This window comes from Noviherbaspirillum sp. L7-7A, from assembly GCF_019052805.1.
Lineage (GTDB): Bacteria > Pseudomonadota > Gammaproteobacteria > Burkholderiales > Burkholderiaceae_D > Noviherbaspirillum_A.
The window spans coordinates 2,688,698-2,707,826 of sequence record NZ_JAHQRJ010000001.1 but is presented as its reverse complement, the minus strand read 5'-3'; the positions used below and the strand labels follow the sequence as shown (position 1 = coordinate 2,707,826).

General features: G+C 64.8%; 17 protein-coding genes. 15 read left to right on the top strand and 2 right to left on the bottom strand.

Going from position 1 to position 19,129, the window contains the following annotated elements; genetic code table 11:
- Positions 1-96: 96 nt before the first annotated feature.
- From KTQ42_RS12340 to aspS, 13 genes are all read left to right on the top strand, one after another.
- Positions 97-684 carry a hypothetical protein gene (locus KTQ42_RS12340; RefSeq protein ID WP_217345763.1) on the top strand — a complete coding sequence of 196 codons (588 nt, stop codon included), beginning with the start codon at positions 97-99 and terminating at the stop codon, positions 682-684.
- 113 nt (positions 685-797) lie between these two features.
- The gene (locus KTQ42_RS12335) at positions 798-1,829 is read left to right on the top strand and encodes an LLM class flavin-dependent oxidoreductase (RefSeq protein ID WP_217345762.1); all 1,032 of its coding nucleotides are present in this window, start codon (positions 798-800) and stop codon (positions 1,827-1,829) included.
- A gap of 218 nt (positions 1,830-2,047) precedes the next feature.
- Positions 2,048-3,748, top strand: coding sequence for a GGDEF and EAL domain-containing protein (locus KTQ42_RS12330; RefSeq protein WP_217345761.1), 1,701 nt, complete (start codon positions 2,048-2,050; stop codon positions 3,746-3,748).
- A 22-nt stretch (positions 3,749-3,770) separates the two neighbouring features.
- Positions 3,771-5,216 carry an HDOD domain-containing protein gene (locus KTQ42_RS12325; protein WP_217345760.1) on the top strand — a complete coding sequence of 482 codons (1,446 nt, stop codon included), beginning with the start codon at positions 3,771-3,773 and terminating at the stop codon, positions 5,214-5,216.
- A gap of 378 nt (positions 5,217-5,594) precedes the next feature.
- On the top strand, positions 5,595-6,116 hold the full coding sequence (locus tag KTQ42_RS12320; RefSeq protein ID WP_217345759.1) for a GNAT family N-acetyltransferase: 522 nt from the start codon (positions 5,595-5,597) through the stop codon (positions 6,114-6,116).
- A 149-nt stretch (positions 6,117-6,265) separates the two neighbouring features.
- Positions 6,266-6,997: a bifunctional demethylmenaquinone methyltransferase/2-methoxy-6-polyprenyl-1,4-benzoquinol methylase UbiE gene (gene ubiE / locus KTQ42_RS12315; protein WP_217345758.1), complete on the top strand. Its 732-nt coding sequence runs from the start codon at positions 6,266-6,268 to the stop codon at positions 6,995-6,997.
- 9 nt (positions 6,998-7,006) lie between these two features.
- A complete protein-coding gene (locus tag KTQ42_RS12310) occupies positions 7,007-7,924 on the top strand; it encodes a Tim44-like domain-containing protein (RefSeq protein WP_217345757.1) in 918 nt (305 codons plus the stop codon).
- 78 nt (positions 7,925-8,002) lie between these two features.
- The gene (locus KTQ42_RS12305; RefSeq protein ID WP_217345756.1) at positions 8,003-8,578 is read left to right on the top strand and encodes an SCP2 sterol-binding domain-containing protein; all 576 of its coding nucleotides are present in this window, start codon (positions 8,003-8,005) and stop codon (positions 8,576-8,578) included.
- A complete protein-coding gene (ubiB, locus tag KTQ42_RS12300) occupies positions 8,575-10,146 on the top strand; it encodes a ubiquinone biosynthesis regulatory protein kinase UbiB (protein WP_217345755.1) in 1,572 nt (523 codons plus the stop codon). Before KTQ42_RS12305 ends, ubiB begins: the two co-directional genes overlap by 4 nt.
- A 96-nt stretch (positions 10,147-10,242) precedes the next feature.
- Positions 10,243-11,751, top strand: a complete 1,509-nt coding sequence (locus tag KTQ42_RS12295) for a sodium:solute symporter family protein (RefSeq protein WP_217345754.1) — start codon at positions 10,243-10,245, stop codon at positions 11,749-11,751.
- Positions 11,752-11,817: 66 nt separating this feature from the next.
- On the top strand, positions 11,818-12,111 hold the full coding sequence (locus tag KTQ42_RS12290; protein WP_217345753.1) for an FmdB family zinc ribbon protein: 294 nt from the start codon (positions 11,818-11,820) through the stop codon (positions 12,109-12,111).
- A gap of 39 nt (positions 12,112-12,150) precedes the next feature.
- Positions 12,151-12,822, top strand: coding sequence for a DUF502 domain-containing protein (locus KTQ42_RS12285; protein WP_217345752.1), 672 nt, complete (start codon positions 12,151-12,153; stop codon positions 12,820-12,822).
- Between the two features lie 11 nt (positions 12,823-12,833).
- Entirely contained in the window at positions 12,834-14,633 is a 1,800-nt protein-coding gene (gene aspS / locus KTQ42_RS12280) for an aspartate--tRNA ligase (protein ID WP_217346939.1), read from the top strand.
- 87 nt (positions 14,634-14,720) lie between these two features.
- Here aspS and KTQ42_RS12275 read toward each other — a convergent pair whose 3' ends face one another.
- Entirely contained in the window at positions 14,721-14,921 is a 201-nt protein-coding gene (locus KTQ42_RS12275; protein ID WP_217345751.1) for a heavy-metal-associated domain-containing protein, read from the bottom strand.
- Positions 14,922-15,147: 226 nt separating this feature from the next.
- On the bottom strand, positions 15,148-16,356 hold the full coding sequence (locus KTQ42_RS12270) for a hypothetical protein (protein ID WP_217345750.1): 1,209 nt from the start codon (positions 16,354-16,356) through the stop codon (positions 15,148-15,150).
- A 355-nt stretch (positions 16,357-16,711) separates the two neighbouring features.
- On the opposite strand from KTQ42_RS12270, the gene KTQ42_RS12265 reads away from it, so the two are divergent.
- Positions 16,712-18,109, top strand: a complete 1,398-nt coding sequence (locus KTQ42_RS12265) for a cytochrome ubiquinol oxidase subunit I (protein ID WP_217345749.1) — start codon at positions 16,712-16,714, stop codon at positions 18,107-18,109.
- Positions 18,106-19,119 carry a cytochrome d ubiquinol oxidase subunit II gene (cydB, locus tag KTQ42_RS12260; RefSeq protein WP_217345748.1) on the top strand — a complete coding sequence of 338 codons (1,014 nt, stop codon included), beginning with the start codon at positions 18,106-18,108 and terminating at the stop codon, positions 19,117-19,119. Before KTQ42_RS12265 ends, cydB begins: the two co-directional genes overlap by 4 nt.
- Positions 19,120-19,129 lie beyond the last annotated feature (10 nt).

Here is a 19,129-nt window from a genome sequence, read left to right as displayed (position 1 = left end):
CACAGTCGGTCTGCGGAAAAATCGGTATCTTTTTTGCACGATGTGGCTGTGCTGGTGCTACTCCCTTTCTTCACTCTCAACGACTGGATGCGCAAAATGAAAAAAATGTTCACGCTGTTGGCACTTCCCCTGGCTCAGGCCGCGATGGTTTCGGCTTTCGCGCAAGCGCCTGCCGCCACTTCCACCGACCCATCGGCCAGCCAATCCCGCGCCGAAGTCAAGTCAGGCGCCAGCGCGGCGAATACGAACCGGGTCAATGAATTCAGTGACCGTCCGGGCGCTGCGGTGAAGGGCAGCGGCACCAGCCGCGCCGAGGTCAAGTCCGGCGCCAGCGCCGCCGATATCGACAAGGTCAACCAGTTCGAGGACAAGCCTGCTCGTAACTCCGGAGCAAGCCGCAGCCGCGCGGAAGTCAAGGCCGAGCGCAACGCCGGCGCCGGCCAGCTGCGCGCCAATACCGAAGTGCCAACGCCCGGCACTTCGTCGCAGCCGAATCTGCGCAATCCGAAGGCGCTGACGCCGGAAGAGCGCGCCGCCCGCCGCGAGGCACGCAAGCAGCGCACCGCCGAACGGCGCGCCAAGCGTAGCGCTGACGCCACCGCAAGGCCGGCTGGCAGCGAAGGCACCCGTATCATGCCGGCCGATGGCGGCGCTGGCGGCGGCAACCCGGCTCCAGGCAAGTAATTCAGGTCGTTGCCGGGACTTTCCCGGCACGGTTTGCAGAAATGGCACGGCGCGCATGACGCGCCGTGTTGCATTACAGTATCGGTTTTTCACTGGCAGCTTGCGGCCACACCATGAAGCTTTCCGTTCTTGACCAATCCACCGCTGTCAGCGGCCGGCCCCAGACCGATGCCATCGCCGAGTCGCTGGCGCTGGCCCGGCATTGCGACGGGCTCGGCTACCATCGCTACTGGGTATCCGAGCACCATCACAGCGGCAGCATCGTCGGCAGTGCGCCGGAGGTGCTGATGGCGGCCATCGCTGCCACCACCTCACGCATCCGGGTCGGCAGCGCCGGCGTGATGCTGCCGCATTACTCGGCCCTGAAAGTGGCGGAACAGTTCCGGGTGCTGGAAGGCATTGCGCCCGGCCGCATCGACCTCGGCATCGGCCGGGCGCCCGGTTCGGACCGTCTCACCGCCTATGCATTGAATCCGGACGCCGGCCAGGCTGCGGAACGCTTTCCACAGCAGGTGCAGGATCTGCAGGCCTGGGTCAGCGGCATGCCGCTGGCGCCCGGCCATCCGTTTGGCGCCAGCCGCGCCCATCCGCAAGGGCCGACTTCGCCGGAGATGTGGATACTGGGAAGCTCGAACTATGGCGCCCAGCTGGCGGCGCATTTTGGCTTGCCCTATGCCTATGCCTATTTCTTCAGCGAAGGGGAGGGCGTGGAAGAAGCGCTGGACCTGTACCGCAGGCTGTACCAGCCCAGCGAACGTCATCCCATGCCACAGGCCACGATCTGCGTCTGGGCGCTGGCGGCCGATACCGAGGAACAGGCGCGCCATCTGCTCAGGACCCGCGAGCATTGGCGCATCGGCTTCGAGCGCGGCCTGCGCCTGCCTCTGGTCTCTCCGGAGGAAGCGGCGGCGACCGCCTATGACGAGGCGGACCAGGCCCGTATCGCCGCACTGCGCCGCCGCGCCATCGTCGGAACGGCCGGGCAGGTGGCTGCAAGGCTGCATGCACTGGCGGCCCAGCTGAACCTGGATGAAATCGTGGTCAATACCTGGACCCACGATCCGGCCGCGCGGCGTCACTCCTACACCCTCCTGGCACAGGCATTCGGCCTGACAGGACTTCCTTCCGGGCAAGCTCTCGGTTAAAGTTAGATTATTTCCTGCCGTAAATAAGTTTGGGGTCTCACCCGAAGATAGGCTTTCGGTACCGTGGATGCGCTCAGGCGTCCCCGGGGAAAGACGTCAGCGCCGGGCAAAGCGGATCATTGCTTTTTTGCACGGCGGACCGTACGAACTTTGCCCTGGCGGCTTCAGGAACGAGCGTTTGGAAATTCAGCCAATAACCATCACCGAACATGTTTTCGATGCCAAATGACGTTTTGATAGAACACCTGAAAGGCCAGCTGACGCGGCTGACGGAGTCGGCCGGGGATCTGGTTTTCACGCTCACCGAGAATGGCGAGATTCTGCACGCCAGCCAGCGCGCCATTGGCATCATCGCGCCGGGCGCCGTCCTGTGCGGCAGCATGCTGATCGAGCGGGTGGATACGCCGGACCGGGCAGGCCTGGTATCGGTCATGGCCCAGGTGATCGCAAGCGGTCTGCATGACAGGGTCAATGTGCGGGTCCATACGAGCACCGGCCTGCACTGGTTTGAACTGGAACTGTCCGCCCATCCCGATCTGGATGGGCGCACCGAAGTGCTGGTGGTGGGGCGCAATATTTCGGGGCAGCAGGAAACCAAGGAGCGTCTGCTGCATTTGGCCACCCACGACGCACTGACCGGCCTGCCCAACCGCGCGCTGCTGTCGGACCGGCTGCGCATGGCGATTTCCCATGCCCGGCGCACCGGCCGCGGCTTCACCGTGCTGGCGCTCGACCTCGACGGTTTCAAGAAAGTCAATGATGCGCTCGGCTATGCCGCCGGCGACGCGCTGCTGCGCGAGGCCGCCGGCCGCCTGCAGAAGGCGCTGCGCGACAACGACACCCTGGCCCGCATCGGCGGCGACGAATTCATGGTGGTGCTGCCGGGCGCGTCCCACGCCGATGAAATCAACCCGATAGCGCGCCGCATGATCAGCGCGATACAGCTGCCGTTCGAGATCGAAGGCCAGTCGCTGTATCTGTCCACCTCGGTCGGCGCCGCCATCTATCCGGAGCACGGCGACAATGAAGTACGGCTCCTGGCCCATGCCGACACCGCGATGGCGCGCGCCAAGGAAACCGGCCGCGCCCGCTGCGTCATTTACAGCCGCGCCACCTTCAGCGCGCCCGACCATGACGTGTCGATGGAAGCGGCGCTGTTCGAGGCCGTGCGAAACGGCGAGTTCTTCCTGCACTACCAGCCCATCGTCAATGCCGTCACCCGGGAGATCGTGGGTTTCGAGGCGCTGATGCGGTGGATGCACCCGGAACTGGGGCTGATCTCGCCCAGCCAGTTCATCCAGATGGCCGAAAGCAATGGCCTGATCAACCTGCTGGGCGCCTGGGTGCTCAAGGCCGCCTGTGTCCAGTTGAAGCGCCTGCAGGAAGTCGCCGGGCGCGAACTGTACGTGTCGGTCAACGTCAGCCCGCGCCAGTTCCGCAATGACCAGTTCCTGGGCCTGATGGAAGACGCGCTGAAGCTGTCGGGACTGCATGGCCGTCAGCTGCTGCTGGAGATCACCGAGGGCATCCTGATGTCGGACCCGGCGCATGCGGAAGCGCTGCTCCTGCAGATCGCCGCGCGCGACGTTCGGATCGCCATCGACGATTTCGGCACCGGCTATTCCTCGCTGGCCTATCTGAAGCGCTTCCCGATCAGCACCCTGAAGATCGACCGCGCCTTCATCAAGGACCTGCCGCAATCGGTCAAGGACGCGGCCATCTGCAACGTGGTGCTGAGCCTGGCCCAGCACCTGAACCTGACCACGGTGGCCGAAGGCGTCGAAAACGAAGAGCAGCTGCAGTTCCTGTCCCACCAGGGCTGCAGCCTGATACAGGGCTACCATACCGGCCGCCCGATGATGTTCGACGACGCCATGGATGTGCTGGGCGCAGGCGCGGCCGAACTGGCGCTGCCATGACAATCAACGAGGAATGCAGACCATGACCACCATGCCACCTGAACTGGGCGACTCGCGCAAGACCCAGGAACTGCTGTGGAAGCAGATCAAGGAGCAGGGCCACCTGCCCGGGTTCTCCAATGTCGTCCAGCAGATTGTCGGTGCCATGCAGAGCGAGAACGAGCGCGAATTCAGCATGACGCGCACGGTGCTGTCGGACCCAGCGCTGACGCACCGGGTGCTGCGCCTGGCCAATAGCGCCATGTATGCGATGTTTGGCGAGATCAATACCGTGTCGCGCGCCGTGATGGTGCTTGGCACCGAGTCCATCGGCCATCTGGCGCTGGGCTTGAAGCTGGTCGACAGCCTGGCCACGGTGTCCAGCACCTCGGTCGGCGTGCGCACCGAGATGGAAAAGGCGGTGCTGGCCGGCCATATCGCGCGCCAGGTCACCGCCCAGGCCAGTACCCGCGACGCCGAGGAAGCGGTGGTGTGCTCCCTGCTGCACGGACTGGGTCGCATGGTGGTGGCGTTCTACCTGCCGCTGTACTGGGAAGCGATCCAGACGCTGACGGCGCAAGGCAATGACGAGTCGGTGGCGGTGGTCAAGGTGCTGGGCATGACCATGGTGGACATCGGGCGGCTGATCGCCCGCCGCTGGGGCCTGCCGCGCGACCTGATCGAAAGCCTGCATGACGTGATGCCGCAAACCGGCGAGCCGCTCGACCATGCCGGCTGGCTGGCTGCACTGTCGACCATGTCCTCGTCCTGTGCGCGGGTGCTGTGCGACAAGGCCGGCGACGACGAGGCGCTGGCTGCCATCGTCGATGGCTATGCCGACATGCTGGGCATGGAAACCGACACCGTGCTGGCCGCCGTCAGCGCCGCCCGCGAGGCTGCGCGCGACGACCCGGCGCTGGCGCGCGCCGCCACGGTGCAGGCAGTGGCCGAAGCACCCGAAAGCGACGAGCGGCGCCGCGACGCGACGCCGGCGCTGGTGCGCGGCGTGGCCGACATGCGCGATGTGATCAGCACCATCAACACCAGCCAGCTGATGACGATGGCGCTGGAAACCATCTACAAGGGGCTGCACCTGAAGCGCGCGGTGGCCTTCCTGCGCAACCGCAAGGAAGGCAAGTACCTGGCCGGCATGTGCTTTGGCGAAGACATCGAGCACCTGGCGCCGCGGCTGGTCTTCAATGACGCCTATCAGCCCGACGTGTTTCATGCCGCGCTGGCCAACGACAAGATGGTCTGCGTCAAGGATGCCTGCGACCCGGCATTCCGCGCCAAGCTGCCGCGCTGGTGGAAAGACGCCTTCCCGACGGTGCGCAGCTTTATCGTGCTGCCGCTGACGGTCAATCGCCATCCGGTCGGCTTCATTTATGGCGATTGGGACGACGCCCTGCCGGTAGCCCTTGAACAGGGCGAAATCGCCGCATTGAATGAACTGCGGGCGCTGGTGATGGGCAAGCACGGGCCGCAGTAAAGGGATGCGGCCGGCAAGGAGCCGTGTGGTTTTTGCGCTGCAAAACCACCGGGGAGAGATGAAAGCATCAAGAAAAATCATGCGGGATGCCATTTTTCTATTGCACTGCACAATTTACCGGACTATAGTTGAACCGTCTCCTCCACCCTCCCAAGGATGGATTAACCCGCTACCGCAAGGTCAGCGGGTTTTTTTTGCCCCGGCTTTCCATCTTTTCCCCGCACCTCGACGGTGCGGCATTCGGCCCGAAACCTGGCACGGCAATTGCTCTGCAGCATATACCTCCAGTGGTTGCCAAAGCGACGACTTTCCCCGGCCTTGCGCCGGGTTTTTTTTCGGCCGCTACAATGCCAGCCTGATTCTTTTCGGGACAATGACATGCAAGCAGTGCAATGCACCCGCGAGCGCCACGGCGACGCCATCCTGGACATCTTCAACGACGCCATCCTGCATTCCACCGCGCTCTACGACTACAAGCCGCGCACCGCGCAGAACATGGCCGACTGGTTTGCCGCCAAGGCACGCGGCAATTTCCCGGTGCTGGGCCTGGAAAACGAGGACGGCAGCCTGGCCGGTTTCGGCAGCTACGGCACATTCCGCGCCTGGCCTGCCTACAAGTACACGGTCGAGCATTCGGTCTATGTGCACCCGTCGCAGCGCGGACGCGGCATCGGGCTGGCGCTGATGCAGCAGCTCATCGCCGCCGCCCGCGAGCAGCAATACCATGTGCTGATCGGCGGCATCGACATGGAAAACCAGGCCAGCATCGCCCTGCACACCCGCCTGGGTTTCGTGCATGCCGGCACCATCCGGCAGGCCGGCTTCAAGTTCGGGCGCTGGCTCGACCTGGGCTTTTACCAGCTGACGCTGGACACGCCGCTGCAGCCGGTCGACGGCTGAGCCGGCGCTTCGGACTGTCCGGGCGCCGATAGCGGGCGCCGACAGCGCAAAGCCTTGCGTCTGCGCCAAGGCTGGCGGGAACCAGCGCCGGCGCCGGCCGGTCTGCTCACTTGTATAATGCGCAATCGTTCAATCAAGCCTTCCCCGCCATGACCCAGACCCATTTCGGCTATCAGACCGTCCAGGAAGAAGACAAGGTGCACAAGGTCGCCGAGGTCTTCCACTCGGTCGCCGCCAAGTACGACGTGATGAATGACCTGATGTCGGCCGGCCTGCATCGCATCTGGAAGGCGTTCACCATCGCCCAGGCGGGCGTGCGGCCGGGCTTCAAGGTGCTCGACATCGCCGGCGGCACCGGCGACCTGGCCAAGGCCTTTGCCCGGCAGGCCGGCCCGACCGGCGAAGTCTGGCTGACCGACATCAATGAATCGATGCTGCGCGTGGGCCGCGACCGGCTGATCAACAACGGCCTGACCAACCCGGTGCTGCTGTGCGACGCCGAGCGCCTGCCGTTTCCCGACAATTACTTCGACCGCGTCAGCGTCGCCTTCGGCCTGCGCAACATGACCCACAAGGACGCGGCGCTGGCCGAGATGCGGCGCGTGCTCAAGCCCGGCGGCAAGCTGCTGGTGCTGGAATTTTCCAAGGTCTGGGAGCCGCTGAAGAAGCCGTATGATGTCTATTCGTTTTCCGTCCTGCCCTGGCTGGGCAAGCGCATCGCCAACGATGCCGAAAGCTACCGCTACCTGGCCGAGTCGATCCGCATGCATCCGGACCAGGACACCTTGAAAAAGATGATGCAGGACGCAGGTTTGGAACGTGTCGAGTACTACAACCTGACTGCCGGCGTGGCTGCGCTGCATACCGGCATCAAACTCTAGGAGCCTGAAATGAAAAAGTATCTGGTCATGATGATGCTGGTCGCCAGCACGCTGTCGATGGTGGCGGTCGAGGCCGATGCCAAGCGCCTTGGCGGCGGCGGTTCCTTCGGTCGGCAGTCGCAGGGCGTAAGCCGTTCCGTTCCTTCCTCGCCGCAGAGCGCGCCGATGCAGCAGGCCGCGCCGCGTCCGGCCACGCCGCCGGCAGCCGCGCCGGCCACCCGCCCTGCCAGCCCGTGGCGCGGCATGCTGGGCGGCGCCCTGCTGGGCCTGGGTCTGGGCGCGCTGCTGTCGCATCTCGGCATCGGCGGCGCGCTGGCCAGCGTGATCGGCACCGTGCTGACGGTGGCGCTGCTGGCCATGGCGCTGATGTTCATCCTGCGCCTGTTCCGCCGCAAGGACAGCGTCAGTCCGGCGATGGCAGGCGGCTATGCCCGCAACACCACGCCCGAGATCGGTTCCGGCGTGCAGTCCACTCCGCAGTCGGTGCCGGCGGCCGGCGCGGCTGCCGCCACTGCCACTGCTGCAACCGCAGCCGCGCCCTGGGGCGTGCCGGCCGACTTCGACGTGCCGGCCTTCCTGCGCCATGCCAAGAGCTACTTCCTGCGCCTGCAGGATGCCTGGGACAAGGGCGACGTGAATGACATTCGCGAATTCACCAACCCGGAAATGTTCGCCGAACTGCGCATGCAGATCGAGGAACGCGGCGCGGCGCTCAATGTCACCGACGTGGTGCAGCTCAATGCCGAACTGCTGGGCATCGAGAGCGGCAACCATGACTACCTGGCCAGCGTGAAGTTTTCCGGCCTGATCAAGGAAGCGCCGGATGCGTCGGCCGCCGAGTTCGCCGAAGTCTGGAACCTGTCCAAGCCGAAGTCGGGGCAGGGCGGCTGGGTGCTGGCCGGCATTCAGCAACTCTCCTTGTCGTGAGCAAACACGTCTTTTATAGCAACTGCTAAACTCCAAACCGCCCGTGAAACCTCACGGGCGGTTTCTTTTTGACCGTTCATGATTCCCTCTCCATTTCCCGCCATCATCAATCATCTGCTCGTGCAGGAAGCCTGGGCCGGCCGGAAGCTGGCCCTGCATGCCGGCAAGGTCGCGCGCATCGACACCGGCCTGGTGGCCGTGCAGCTGCGCATTGCCGCTGACGGCCTGGTGGAAGACGCGCCCGATGCATCGGCCAATGTCACCATCCGCATGAAGCTTTCCGACCTGCCGCTGATGATGCAAAACCGCGAGCGCGCCTTTTCCTATGTGCAGGTGGAAGGCGACGCCGAGTTCGCCAACGTGGTGTCGCAGGTCGCCCAGGGCGTGCGCTGGGAAGCCGAGGACGACCTGGCGCGGCTGGTGGGCGACATCGCCGCCCGCCGCATCGTCGCCGGTGGCCGCGCCGTGTTCGGCGCCGCCCAGTCCACCCGCCGCCGCATCGAGGAAAACGTCGCCGAGTACTTCCTGGAAGAGCAGCCGCTGCTGGTGCGGCCGGAAGCCGTGACCGGCTTCAGCGCCGACGTGGCCGAACTGCGCGACGATGTCGAGCGCCTGGCCAAGCGCATCGAGCGCCTGCGCGGAGGGCTGGCATGATCCGGAGGCTGCTGCGGGTTTTCAAGATTCTGTCGGTCGCGCTGCGCTATGGCCTGGACAATATCGCGATGTCGGGCGTGACGCCGCGCATTGCATTGCTGACCAACCGGCTGCTGTTCTGGCGCGACATCAGCGCGCCGCGCGGCGAACGGCTGCGGCGCGCGCTGGAAGAGCTGGGCCCGATCTTCGTGAAGTTCGGCCAGGTGCTGTCGACCCGGCGCGACCTGATGCCGCCCGACATCGCCAACGAGCTGGCGCTGCTGCAGGACCGGGTGCCGCCATTCGATTCCGACCTGGCCATCGCCCAGATCGTGCGCTCGCTGGGCGCCCATCCCGACCAGCTGTTTGCCTGGTTCGACCGCAAGCCGGTGGCCTCGGCCTCGATCGCCCAGGTGCATTTCGCCAGGCTGCGCAACGGCACCGAGGTCGCGGTCAAGGTGCTGCGCCCGAACATGAAGAAGACTATCGACGAGGACGTGGCCCTGATGCATATCGTGGCCGGCTGGGTCGAGCGCTTCTGGGCCGATGGCCGCCGCCTCAAGCCGCGCCAGGTGGTGGCGGAGTTCGACAAGTATCTGCACGACGAGCTGGACCTGATGCGCGAGGCCGCCAACGGCAGCCAGCTGCGGCGCAATTTCGCCGAATCGAAGATGCTGCTGGTGCCGGAAATGTACTGGGACTTCTGCTCGGAATCGGTGATCACGATGGAGCGCATGCACGGCATCCCGATTTCCCAGATCGACCGCCTGCTGGCCGAGGGCGTGGACTTGAAGAAGCTCTCCAGCGACGGCGTGGAAATCTTCTTCACCCAGGTGTTTCGCGACGGCTTCTTCCATGCCGACATGCATCCCGGCAACATCCTGGTGTCGGTCGCGCCGGAAACCTTCGGCAGCTATATCGCGCTGGACTTCGGCATCGTCGGCACCCTGACCGATTTCGACAAGGATTACCTGTCGCAGAACTTCCTCGCCTTCTTCCGGCGCGACTACAAGCGGGTGGCCGAGGCCCATATCGAATCCGGCTGGGCGCCGAAGGAAACCCGGGTGGACGAGCTGGAGGCCGCGGTGCGCGCCTGCTGCGAGCCCATCTTCGACCGGCCGCTGCGCGACATTTCCTTCGGCCAGGTGCTGCTGCGCCTGTTCCAGACCTCGCGCCGCTTCAACGTGGAAGTGCAGCCGCAACTGGTGCTGCTGCAGAAAACCCTGCTCAACATCGAGGGCCTGGGCCGCCAGCTCGACCCCGATCTCGACCTCTGGAAAACCGCGCGTCCTTACCTGGAGCGCTGGATGAGCGAGCAGATAGGCTGGCGCGGCCTGCTGGAAAAGCTGCGCGAGGAAGCGCCGCGCTATAGCCAGCTGCTGCCGCAGCTGCCGCGTCTGGCGGTGCAGGCACTGCAGGAAGCCAAGGGCCATGCGCTGCAGGAAAATGCGGATTTGCTGAAGCGGGTCCTGGCCGAGCAGAAGCGCACCAATATGCTGCTGGGCGTGGCCGTGTATTTCGGCGGCGGCCTGGCAGCGGGCGTGGTGCTTGTGCAGTTCCTGATGCGCTGGTATTACCTGATCGAGTAGGCGGCGGTTTGCCGCAATCGGTTTCGCCATGCACTGGAATCCATGGCGTTGCCATGAGGCTATAATTCCGGACTTTTCATTCAAAGCGTTCATGCCATGACCACGCTGACTGTTTTCGTCATCCTTTACCTGGCCGTCTCGGTTGCCATCGGCCTGTTCGCGGCGCGCCGGGTCAAGACATCCGGCGACTATGCGGTGGCTGGCCGCTCGCTGCCGCTGTATATCGTGATCGCGACCGTGTTCGCGACCTGGTTCGGCTCGGAAACCGTGCTCGGCATTCCGGCCAAGTTCGTCAAGGACGGCCTGCGCGGCGTGATCGAAGACCCGTTCGGCGCATCGATGTGCCTGGTGCTGGTCGGCCTGTTCTTTGCACGCAAGCTGTACCGGATGAATCTGCTGACCATCGGCGACTACTACCGCCAGCGCTACAGCCGTACCGTCGAGGTGCTGGTGTCGCTGTGCATCGTGGCATCCTATCTGGGCTGGGTGTCGGCCCAGATCACCGCGCTCGGCCTGGTGTTCAACGTGCTGTCGCAGGGCGCCGTTTCCATGCCGGTCGGCATGTGCATCGGCTCGGCCATCGTGCTGCTGTACACCCTGTTTGGCGGCATGTGGTCGGTCGCGCTGACCGACTTCTTCCAGATGACCATCATCGTGATCGGCCTGCTGTACATCGCCTACCTGGTCTCGGGCATGGCCGGCGGCGCGCAGCAGGTGGTGGCGCATGCGGCCGCGGCCGGCAAGTTCCATATCGCGCCGGCACTCACCGCCAGGGAGTTGCTGGCCTTCGCCGGCGCGCTGGTGACCATGATGTTTGGCTCGATCCCGCAGCAGGACGTATTCCAGCGGGTGATGTCGGCCCGCTCGGAAGGCGTGGGCGCGGCCGGCTCGCTGTCCGGCGGCGCGCTGTATTTCCTGTTCGCCTTCGTGCCCATGTTCCTGGCCTATTCCGCCTATGTGATCGACCCGAAGATGGTGGACGCGCTGATCGAGAGCGATGCCCAGATGATCCTGCCGACGCTGATCCTGAACAACACGCCGGTATTTGCCCAGGTGATGTTCTTCGGCGCGCTGCTGTCGGCCATCATGTCGACCGCCAGCGGCACGCTGCTGGCGCCCAGCATCACCCTGACCGAGAACGTGCTGCGCGAAATCTTTCCGATGAATGACAGGCAGATGCTGCTGGCGCCCAGCATCACCCTGACCGAGAACGTGCTGCGCGAAATCTTTCCGATGAATGACAGGCAGATGCTGCTGGCGACCCGGCTGGTGGTGGTCTGCTTTGCGGTTGTCGTGACGATCTTCGCGCTGGTGTCGCAGGGCACCCCTATCTACGACATGGTGGGCAACGCCTACAAGGTCACGCTGGTAACCGCCTTCGTGCCGCTGGTGATGGGCCTGTACTGGAAGGGCGCAAGCAACCAGGGCGCGCTGTGCGCCGTCATCGGCGGACTGGCGACCTGGCTGCTGATGGAGCGCTTCGGCGGCGACTCGATCTGGCCGCCGCAACTGGCGGGCCTCCTGGCCAGTTTTGCCGGCATGCTGCTGGGCTCGCTGCTGCCGCAATACACCCGCGCCACGACCGGGGCGACGGTTCCGCGATAAACCTGCGGTGGCACTGTGAAACCCTCTATAATTCAGGGTTTTGGATGATTTTTGCAGGGAATTTTCATGCCGATTTATGCATATCGCTGCGAAGCGTGTGGTTTTGCCAAGGATGTTCTTCAGAAAATGTCCGATGCCCCGCTGACCCAATGCCCGTCATGCGGCAAGGCCGAGTTCAGGAAGCAGGTGACCGCCGCCGGTTTCCAGCTCAAGGGCTCCGGCTGGTATGTGACCGATTTCCGCGGCGGCTCGGGCGGCACCGCCGCGCCCGCCACGTCCGGCGCGGCAAAGAGCGAAGCCAAGTCCGAGGCGGCCCCGGCCGCGCCGGCGCCGGCCGCCGGCAGCGGCTCGTCGGAATGATGCGCGCCGCCTGCGCAATCGCCCGCTGAGCCGCCCTCCATGCGCAAATATTTCGTCACCGGCCTGCTGATCCTGGTGCCCCTGGCCATCACGATCTGGGTGCTCAACCTGATCATCAGCACCATGGACCAGTCGCTGCTGCTGCTGCCGGAGCGCTGGCGGCCGGAAGCGGTGGTCGGGTTCCACATTCCCGGCCTCGGCACCATCCTGACGCTGCTGTTCATCTTCCTGACCGGCCTTGCCACCCGCAACTTCATCGGCAAGCGCATCGTCTGGCTCTGGGAAGGGATGCTGACCCGCATTCCCGTGGTGCGCTCGATCTATTCCAGCGTCAAGCAGGTGTCCGACACGCTGTTCTCGTCGTCGGGCAACGCCTTCCGCAAGGCGCTTCTGGTGCAGTATCCGCGCCAGGGCAGCTGGACCATCGCCTTCCTGACCGGCGTGCCGGGCGGCGACGTGCGCAATCATCTCCAGGGCGACTATGTCAGCATCTACATACCGACCACGCCCAACCCGACCTCCGGGTTTTTCCTGATGGTGCCGCGGGCCGACACCATCGAGCTCGACATGAATGTCGACGAGGCGCTGAAATACATCGTGTCCATGGGCGTGGTATCGCCCGAGCACTTTGAAAAGAAACTGATCATCGATCCGGCCAAGGTCGACGCGACCGACCGGCATCAAGCAAAGCAAACTGAAACTGGAAACTGACTATGTCTTCTATGCGAACTCATTACTGCGGCCTCACCACCGAGGCGTTGCTGGGCCAAACCGTCAGCCTGTGCGGCTGGGTGCATCGCCGGCGCGACCACGGCGGCGTGATCTTCATCGACCTGCGCGACCGCGAGGGCCTGGTTCAGGTGGTGTGCGACCCGGACCGCGCCGAGGTCTTCAAGGCCGCCGAATCGGTGCGTAATGAGTACTGCCTGCGCATCACCGGCATCGTGCGCAGCCGTCCCGAGGGCACCGGCAACGCCAACCTGAAGTCGGGCGCGATCGAGGTGCTGTGCCATGAACTCGAAGTGCTGAACGCATCGGTGACGCCGCCGTTCCAGCTCGACGACGACAACCTCTCGGAAACCACCCGCCTGACACACCGCGTGCTGGACCTGCGCCGTCCGCAGATGCAGAACAACCTGCGCCTGCGCTACAAGGTGACGATGGAAGTGCGCAAATTCCTCGATGCCAACGGCTTCATCGACATCGAGACGCCGATGCTGACCAAGTCCACGCCGGAAGGCGCGCGCGACTACCTGGTGCCGTCGCGCGTCAATCCGGGCCACTTCTTCGCGCTGCCGCAGTCGCCGCAGCTGTTCAAGCAGCTGCTGATGGTGGCCAACTTCGACCGCTACTACCAGATCACCAAGTGCTTCCGCGACGAGGACCTGCGCGCCGACCGCCAGCCGGAATTCACCCAGATCGACTGCGAAACCTCGTTCATGAAGGAACAGGACATCCGTGACCTGTTCGAGAACATGATCCGCCTGGTGTTCAAGAATGCGCTGGATGTCGACCTGCCCAACCCGTTCCCGGTGATGGACTTCGCCACCGCGATGGCGCTGTACGGCTCCGACAAGCCCGACATGCGCGTCAGGCTGCAGTTCACCGACCTGACCGCGGTGATGAAGGACGTGGACTTCAAGGTGTTCTCGGGCGCGGCCAACATGGAAGGCGGCCGCGTGGTCGGCCTGCGCGTGCCGGGCGGCGGCGCGATGCCGCGTTCCGAGATCGACGCCTACACCCAGTTCGTCGGCATCTATGGCGCCAAGGGACTGGCCTACATCAAGGTCAACGAGAAGGCCCGCGGCCGCGATGGCCTGCAGTCGCCGATCGTGAAAAACCTGCATGACGCGGCGCTGGCCCAGATCATCGAGCAGACCGGCGCCGAGGACGGCGACCTGATCTTCTTCGGCGCAGACAAGGCCAAGGTGGTCAATGACGCCATCGGCGCGCTGCGCGTGAAGATCGGCCACAGCGACTTCGGCCGCAAGGCCGGCCTGTTCGAAGACGCCTGGCGTCCGCTGTGGGTGGTTGACTTCCCGATGTTCGAGCATGACGAGGAGGGCGACCGCTGGGTGGCGCTGCATCACCCGTTCACCGCGCCCAAGGAAGGCCACGAGGACTTCATCGAGACCGATCCGGGCCGCGCCATCGCGCAGGCCTACGACATGGTGCTGAACGGCTGGGAACTGGGCGGCGGCTCGGTGCGTATCCATCGCGCCGACGTGCAGAGCAAGGTGTTCCGCGCGCTGAAGATCAATGCCGAGGAAGCGCAGCTGAAGTTCGGCTTCCTGCTGGACGCGCTGCAATACGGCGCGCCGCCGCATGGCGGCCTGGCGTTCGGCCTGGACCGCATCGTCACCATGATGACCGGCGCCGAATCGATCCGCGACGTGATTGCCTTCCCCAAGACCCAGCGCGCCCAGTGCCTGCTGACCCAGGCGCCGTCCGAAGTCGACGAGAAACAATTGCGCGAGTTGCACATCCGCCTGCGCAACGCCGAGCCATCGGTCAAGTCCTGATGCTGTAGCGTCCTGTCCTGAGGGCGCAATGCAAGAAGCCGGTCGGCGCGAGCTGACCGGCTTTTTGTTTGGGCCCGGCCGGCAGCGTTATTGCTGGGCGACCGGCGTATAGCCCGCTTCGCGGATCGCGTCGGTCACGGCGGCATCGTCGCTGGTCTGGTCTACCCGCACCAGATGGCGCTCCAGGTCCACTTCCACCCTGGCGCCCGGCGCGGCCTGCGTCACCGCCTCGGTGATGGCCTTGACGCAATGCTGGCAGCTCATGTCGTTGACGGTGTATTGCAGCATGGTGCTTCCTTTCGCTTTCAGTGATGTCGAGGCAGCTACTCTAAACCTTCCCGCAATGGCAGGGTCAAGGGCTGCGCAAGCCATGCGCGATACTGCCATGTGCGCCACTGACTGCACTGCACTGCAGCGCTGCCTCCGGGCATCATCATCCCCGGCCATCACTTCCTCTGCAGGCGGCGCCGGGCCGATGCGGCGAACGCCTGCGCTGCCTGTCTTCGGCTGGCGCCTAACGCCGCAGCACCTGCCCCCGGCCGGCCAGCAGGGCCAGCAGGCCCATGGCCAGCAGTGTCGCGCTGGCCGGTTCCGGAACGGCGCAGACATCGACCGCGAAAACCTGGTCCAGCGGCATGCCGGCAGCGTCGCCGGCCACAACCTTGACCAGCGTCGTGGCATTCAGCAGTTCGTCGGCGCCGCGGGTGGTAAACGTCGGTGTCAGGCGATAGGCATGCGCCTGGAAGTCGCTGTTCATGCCGATGGCGGCGATCTGTCCGGGGTCATTGATGTCACTGGCCTGGTAGAGCAGGAAGTTCGGGTCGCTGCTTTGCACCAGGGCGTTGAGATCGATGATCCGGCCATCTTCCCACAGGGTGGCATTCGGCCTGCCGCCAAACGGCGAGCCGCTGTAGCCCGCGACCTGGCCGCGGGCATTGATGCCCAGCGCGCCGCTCATGCCATCGCTCGACAGTGCCCCGAGGTCAACGATGGCGCCATTGCGCCATAGCGTCGCATGCTGCGTGCGGTCGCCAGCGAGGTCGCTGCTGCCGGCGATCAGGCCCACGCTGTTGACCGCTTGCGCGCTGCTGCCGCTACCGCCCAGCGTGCCGAGGTCGATCGCGCGGCCGCCTTCCCACAGCGTTGCATGGTTGGCGGCATCGCCGGCGGTGCTGCTGTAGCCGACGACCCTGCCTCGGTCATTGATATCGTGGGCGCTGCATAGGTGCCGCCCGGGGTGCCGAGGTCCTGGGCGCGCTGGCCATTCCATAGCGTGGCGCGGCTGGCGGCGTTGCCGGCGGTACTGCTCATGCCGACCGCCTGGTTGCGGTTGTTGATGGCATAGGCCGCGGCATAGCTGCCGCCCAGCGTGCCGAGCGGCGTCGGCGTGCCGCCCTGCCACAGGGTGGCGCGGCTGGTCGTGCCGCCCGCCCGCCAGGCCGGCCCAGCCGGCAATCACGCCGGCATTGTTGATGTCATGGGCGACGCTGTAGCTGCCGCCCAATGTGCCGAGGTCGCGCGGCGTGCCGCCGCGCCAGGCGGCCGCATGCGAGGTGCCGCTGGCGGTGTCGCTGCTGCCGACGACCGTCCCGGCATTGTTGAGCCCATAACTTGTGCTGCCCCAGCCACCCAGGCTGCCGAGATCGGTCAGCGCATAGGGACCGGCTGCGGTCGCGGTGTGGCTTGCCATTCCCAGGGCAAGGAAAGCAAGGGCGGACAGCATATGTTGCTTGATAACGGGCATGACTCCCCCGTGTTGCGGTTACCGTGTTGCGCTGGTGGGAGGCGATTGCATGGATGACTATTTCAGCCAGACCGCGGGCAACCATGAGCTAGATCAGAGGTCCGGCCATCCACGCCCTCCATGGCGGCTTGGACGCAGCACCGGGCAGCGCCGCGGCACAGCCGGCCGCGCTCTGTGTTGATCGGCCTAAATGATCGATCTGGTGGCTGGAACTTCATCCCCGGATTTCGGCCACAGCACACAGCGAGCGCAGGTGGATGGCAGGCGTGACAGCGCTGCCCTTTCCGCCGCGAGCGGCTTTCCCAAAACCATGCGCCTGGATCCGGAGTCCCCGATGGAAACACTGGCTGGTGTCGATACAACCTTGCTTGCACGGGTGCAGTTCGCCTTCACGATTGCGTTCCACATCATCTTCCCGTCCTTTACCATCGGCCTCTCCGCCTTCATCGCCACGCTGGAGCTGCGCTGGTTTTACAGCGGCAAGCAGCATTTCCACACGCTGGCCCGGTTCTGGACCAAGATCTTCGCGGTCTCATTCGCCATGGGGGTGGTGTCGGGCATCGTGATGGAATACCAGATCGGCACCAACTGGAGCCGCTTTGCGGAAATCATCGGCAACACGCTGGGTCCGCTGTTCAGCTACGAAGTGCTGACCGCGTTCTTCCTGGAGGCCAGCTTCCTCGGCATCATGCTGTTCGGCTGGAACCGCTTCCCGCCCTGGCTGCATACGCTGGCATCGGTGATCGTGGCCTTTGGCACCATGCTGTCGGGTTTCTGGATCCTGTCGGCCAACAGCTGGATGCACACGCCGGCCGGCTTCGCCATTGAAAACGGCATTACCTATCCGGTCGACTGGTCCGACATCATCTTCAATCCCAGCTTTCCCTACCGCTTCACCCACATGATGATCGCGACCTACCTTACCACCTCGCTGGTGGTGCTGGCGGCCGGCGCACGCTATATGGTGCAGGGCCGCTTCGAGGCCGAGGCGCGCACCATGGTCCACATGGGGCTGGGCATGCTGGCCATCCTGGCGCCGTTGCAGGCGGTGGTGGGCGACTTCCATGGCCTGAACACCCTGGAGCACCAGCCGGCCAAGATCGCCGCCATCGAGGCGCACTGGGACGGCAGCGAGCCAGCCGCCCTGGTGCTGTTCGCCTGGCCCGACAAGGAGGCCGAGCGCAATCACGCCGAGATCGCGATCCCCAATCTGGGCAGCCTGATCATCACTCATGACTGGAATGGCCGCTTCAAGGGCCTGCGTGACTTCAAGCGGGAAGACAGGCCGCCGGTGGCGCCGGTATTCTTCATGTTCCGGCTGATGGTCGGGCTGGGGCTGCTGATGATGGCCATCGGCTTCACCGGCGTCTTCCTCTGGTGGCGTGGCAGGCTTCATCGCGCGACCTGGTTCCTGCGACCGCTGTCGCATGCCTGGCCTGTCGGCTTCATGGCCCTGCTGGCCGGATGGATGGTCACCGAAATCGGCCGCCAGTCCTGGATTGCCTACGGCGTCCTGCGCACCGCCGACGCGGTGTCGCCGGTGACCTTCGGCTCGGTGCTGATTTCTCTGGCGCTGTTCGTGCTGGTCTACTGCGTGGTGTTCTCGATCGGCATCTGGTACATCAGCCGGCTGATCGGCAAGGGGCCGCAGCAGATTCCGGCCGACCCGGAAGCGCTGCCCAACCGGCCGCTGTCGGCCGCACAGGAAACCACCCGGGAGGCAAGCACATGAGCGAGGTATCCGAAACCATTCCCGTCATCCTGGCGCTGCTGCTGGGTTTCACCGTGGCGATGTATGTGGTGCTGGACGGCTTTGATCTTGGCATCGGCATCCTCTTTCCCTTCTTCAGCAGGGAAGAGGAGCGCGACCAGATCATGAATTCGGTGGCGCCGTTCTGGGACGGCAACGAGACCTGGCTGGTCCTGGGCGGCGTGAGCCTGTGGGCCGGCTTTCCCAAGGCATTCGCGGTGATCCTGCCGGCGGTCTACATGCCGGTGATGTTCCTGCTGCTGGCGCTGATCTTCCGCGGCGTGGCCTTTGAATTCCGCTGGGTGGCCAAGCCGCATCACCGCAAGTGGGATGTCTCGTTCGCGGTCGGCTCCATCGTCGCCGCGTTTGCCCAGGGCCTGATACTGGGCGCGATGCTGCAGGAAATCCGCATCAGCGGCAACCAGTTCGCCGGCGGCCCGCTGGACTGGCTCACGCCATTCAGCCTGATGTGCGGCGTGGCCGTGGTGGTTGGCTATGCGTTGCTGGGCGCCACCTGGCTGATGATGAAGACGGTCGATGGCGTCGAGCAGCGCTCGCGTCAGTTGGCATTGCCGCTCCTGGCAGCGCTGATGGCATTCATCGCCATCGTCAGCGTCTGGACGCCGCTGCAGATTGGCCGCATCGCCGAGCGCTGGTTCAGCATGCCCAACATTTTCTTCCTGAGCCAGATCCCGGTGGCCACGTTGCTGGTGGCCTGGCTCTGCTATTACAGCATCCGTAAAGGCCGTCCCATCCTGCCGTTCGCCACATCGGTGGGCTTGTTCCTGCTGGCTTATCTCGGCCTGGTGGCATCGAACGCGCCCTACATCGTGCCGCCGTCGATGACGATCTGGGAAGCGGCGTCGCATCCGTCATCGCAGGTGTTCTACCTGATTGGCGCATCCATTTTGATGCCGATGATTCTGGTTTATACGGTGCTGGTGTTCTGGCTGTTTCGTGGGAAGGTGAAGCCGGGGGAGGGGTATCACTAGGGCTGCCGCA

Coding starts and splice junctions, on each gene's coding strand:
- KTQ42_RS12325 (WP_217345760.1), top strand. CDS start 3,771: ATGACCACCATGCCACCTGAACTGGGCGACTCGCGCAAGACCCAGGAA.
- KTQ42_RS12270 (WP_217345750.1), bottom strand. CDS start 16,356: ATGCTGTCCGCCCTTGCTTTCCTTGCCCTGGGAATGGCAAGCCACACC.
- KTQ42_RS12290 (WP_217345753.1), top strand. CDS start 11,818: ATGCCGATTTATGCATATCGCTGCGAAGCGTGTGGTTTTGCCAAGGAT.
- aspS (WP_217346939.1), top strand. CDS start 12,834: ATGCGAACTCATTACTGCGGCCTCACCACCGAGGCGTTGCTGGGCCAA.
- KTQ42_RS12295 (WP_217345754.1), top strand. CDS start 10,243: ATGACCACGCTGACTGTTTTCGTCATCCTTTACCTGGCCGTCTCGGTT.
- KTQ42_RS12330 (WP_217345761.1), top strand. CDS start 2,048: ATGCCAAATGACGTTTTGATAGAACACCTGAAAGGCCAGCTGACGCGG.
- KTQ42_RS12310 (WP_217345757.1), top strand. CDS start 7,007: ATGAAAAAGTATCTGGTCATGATGATGCTGGTCGCCAGCACGCTGTCG.
- KTQ42_RS12305 (WP_217345756.1), top strand. CDS start 8,003: ATGATTCCCTCTCCATTTCCCGCCATCATCAATCATCTGCTCGTGCAG.
- KTQ42_RS12335 (WP_217345762.1), top strand. CDS start 798: ATGAAGCTTTCCGTTCTTGACCAATCCACCGCTGTCAGCGGCCGGCCC.
- KTQ42_RS12265 (WP_217345749.1), top strand. CDS start 16,712: ATGGAAACACTGGCTGGTGTCGATACAACCTTGCTTGCACGGGTGCAG.
- KTQ42_RS12275 (WP_217345751.1), bottom strand. CDS start 14,921: ATGCTGCAATACACCGTCAACGACATGAGCTGCCAGCATTGCGTCAAG.
- KTQ42_RS12285 (WP_217345752.1), top strand. CDS start 12,151: ATGCGCAAATATTTCGTCACCGGCCTGCTGATCCTGGTGCCCCTGGCC.
- ubiB (WP_217345755.1), top strand. CDS start 8,575: ATGATCCGGAGGCTGCTGCGGGTTTTCAAGATTCTGTCGGTCGCGCTG.
- KTQ42_RS12340 (WP_217345763.1), top strand. CDS start 97: ATGAAAAAAATGTTCACGCTGTTGGCACTTCCCCTGGCTCAGGCCGCG.
- cydB (WP_217345748.1), top strand. CDS start 18,106: ATGAGCGAGGTATCCGAAACCATTCCCGTCATCCTGGCGCTGCTGCTG.
- ubiE (WP_217345758.1), top strand. CDS start 6,266: ATGACCCAGACCCATTTCGGCTATCAGACCGTCCAGGAAGAAGACAAG.
- KTQ42_RS12320 (WP_217345759.1), top strand. CDS start 5,595: ATGCAAGCAGTGCAATGCACCCGCGAGCGCCACGGCGACGCCATCCTG.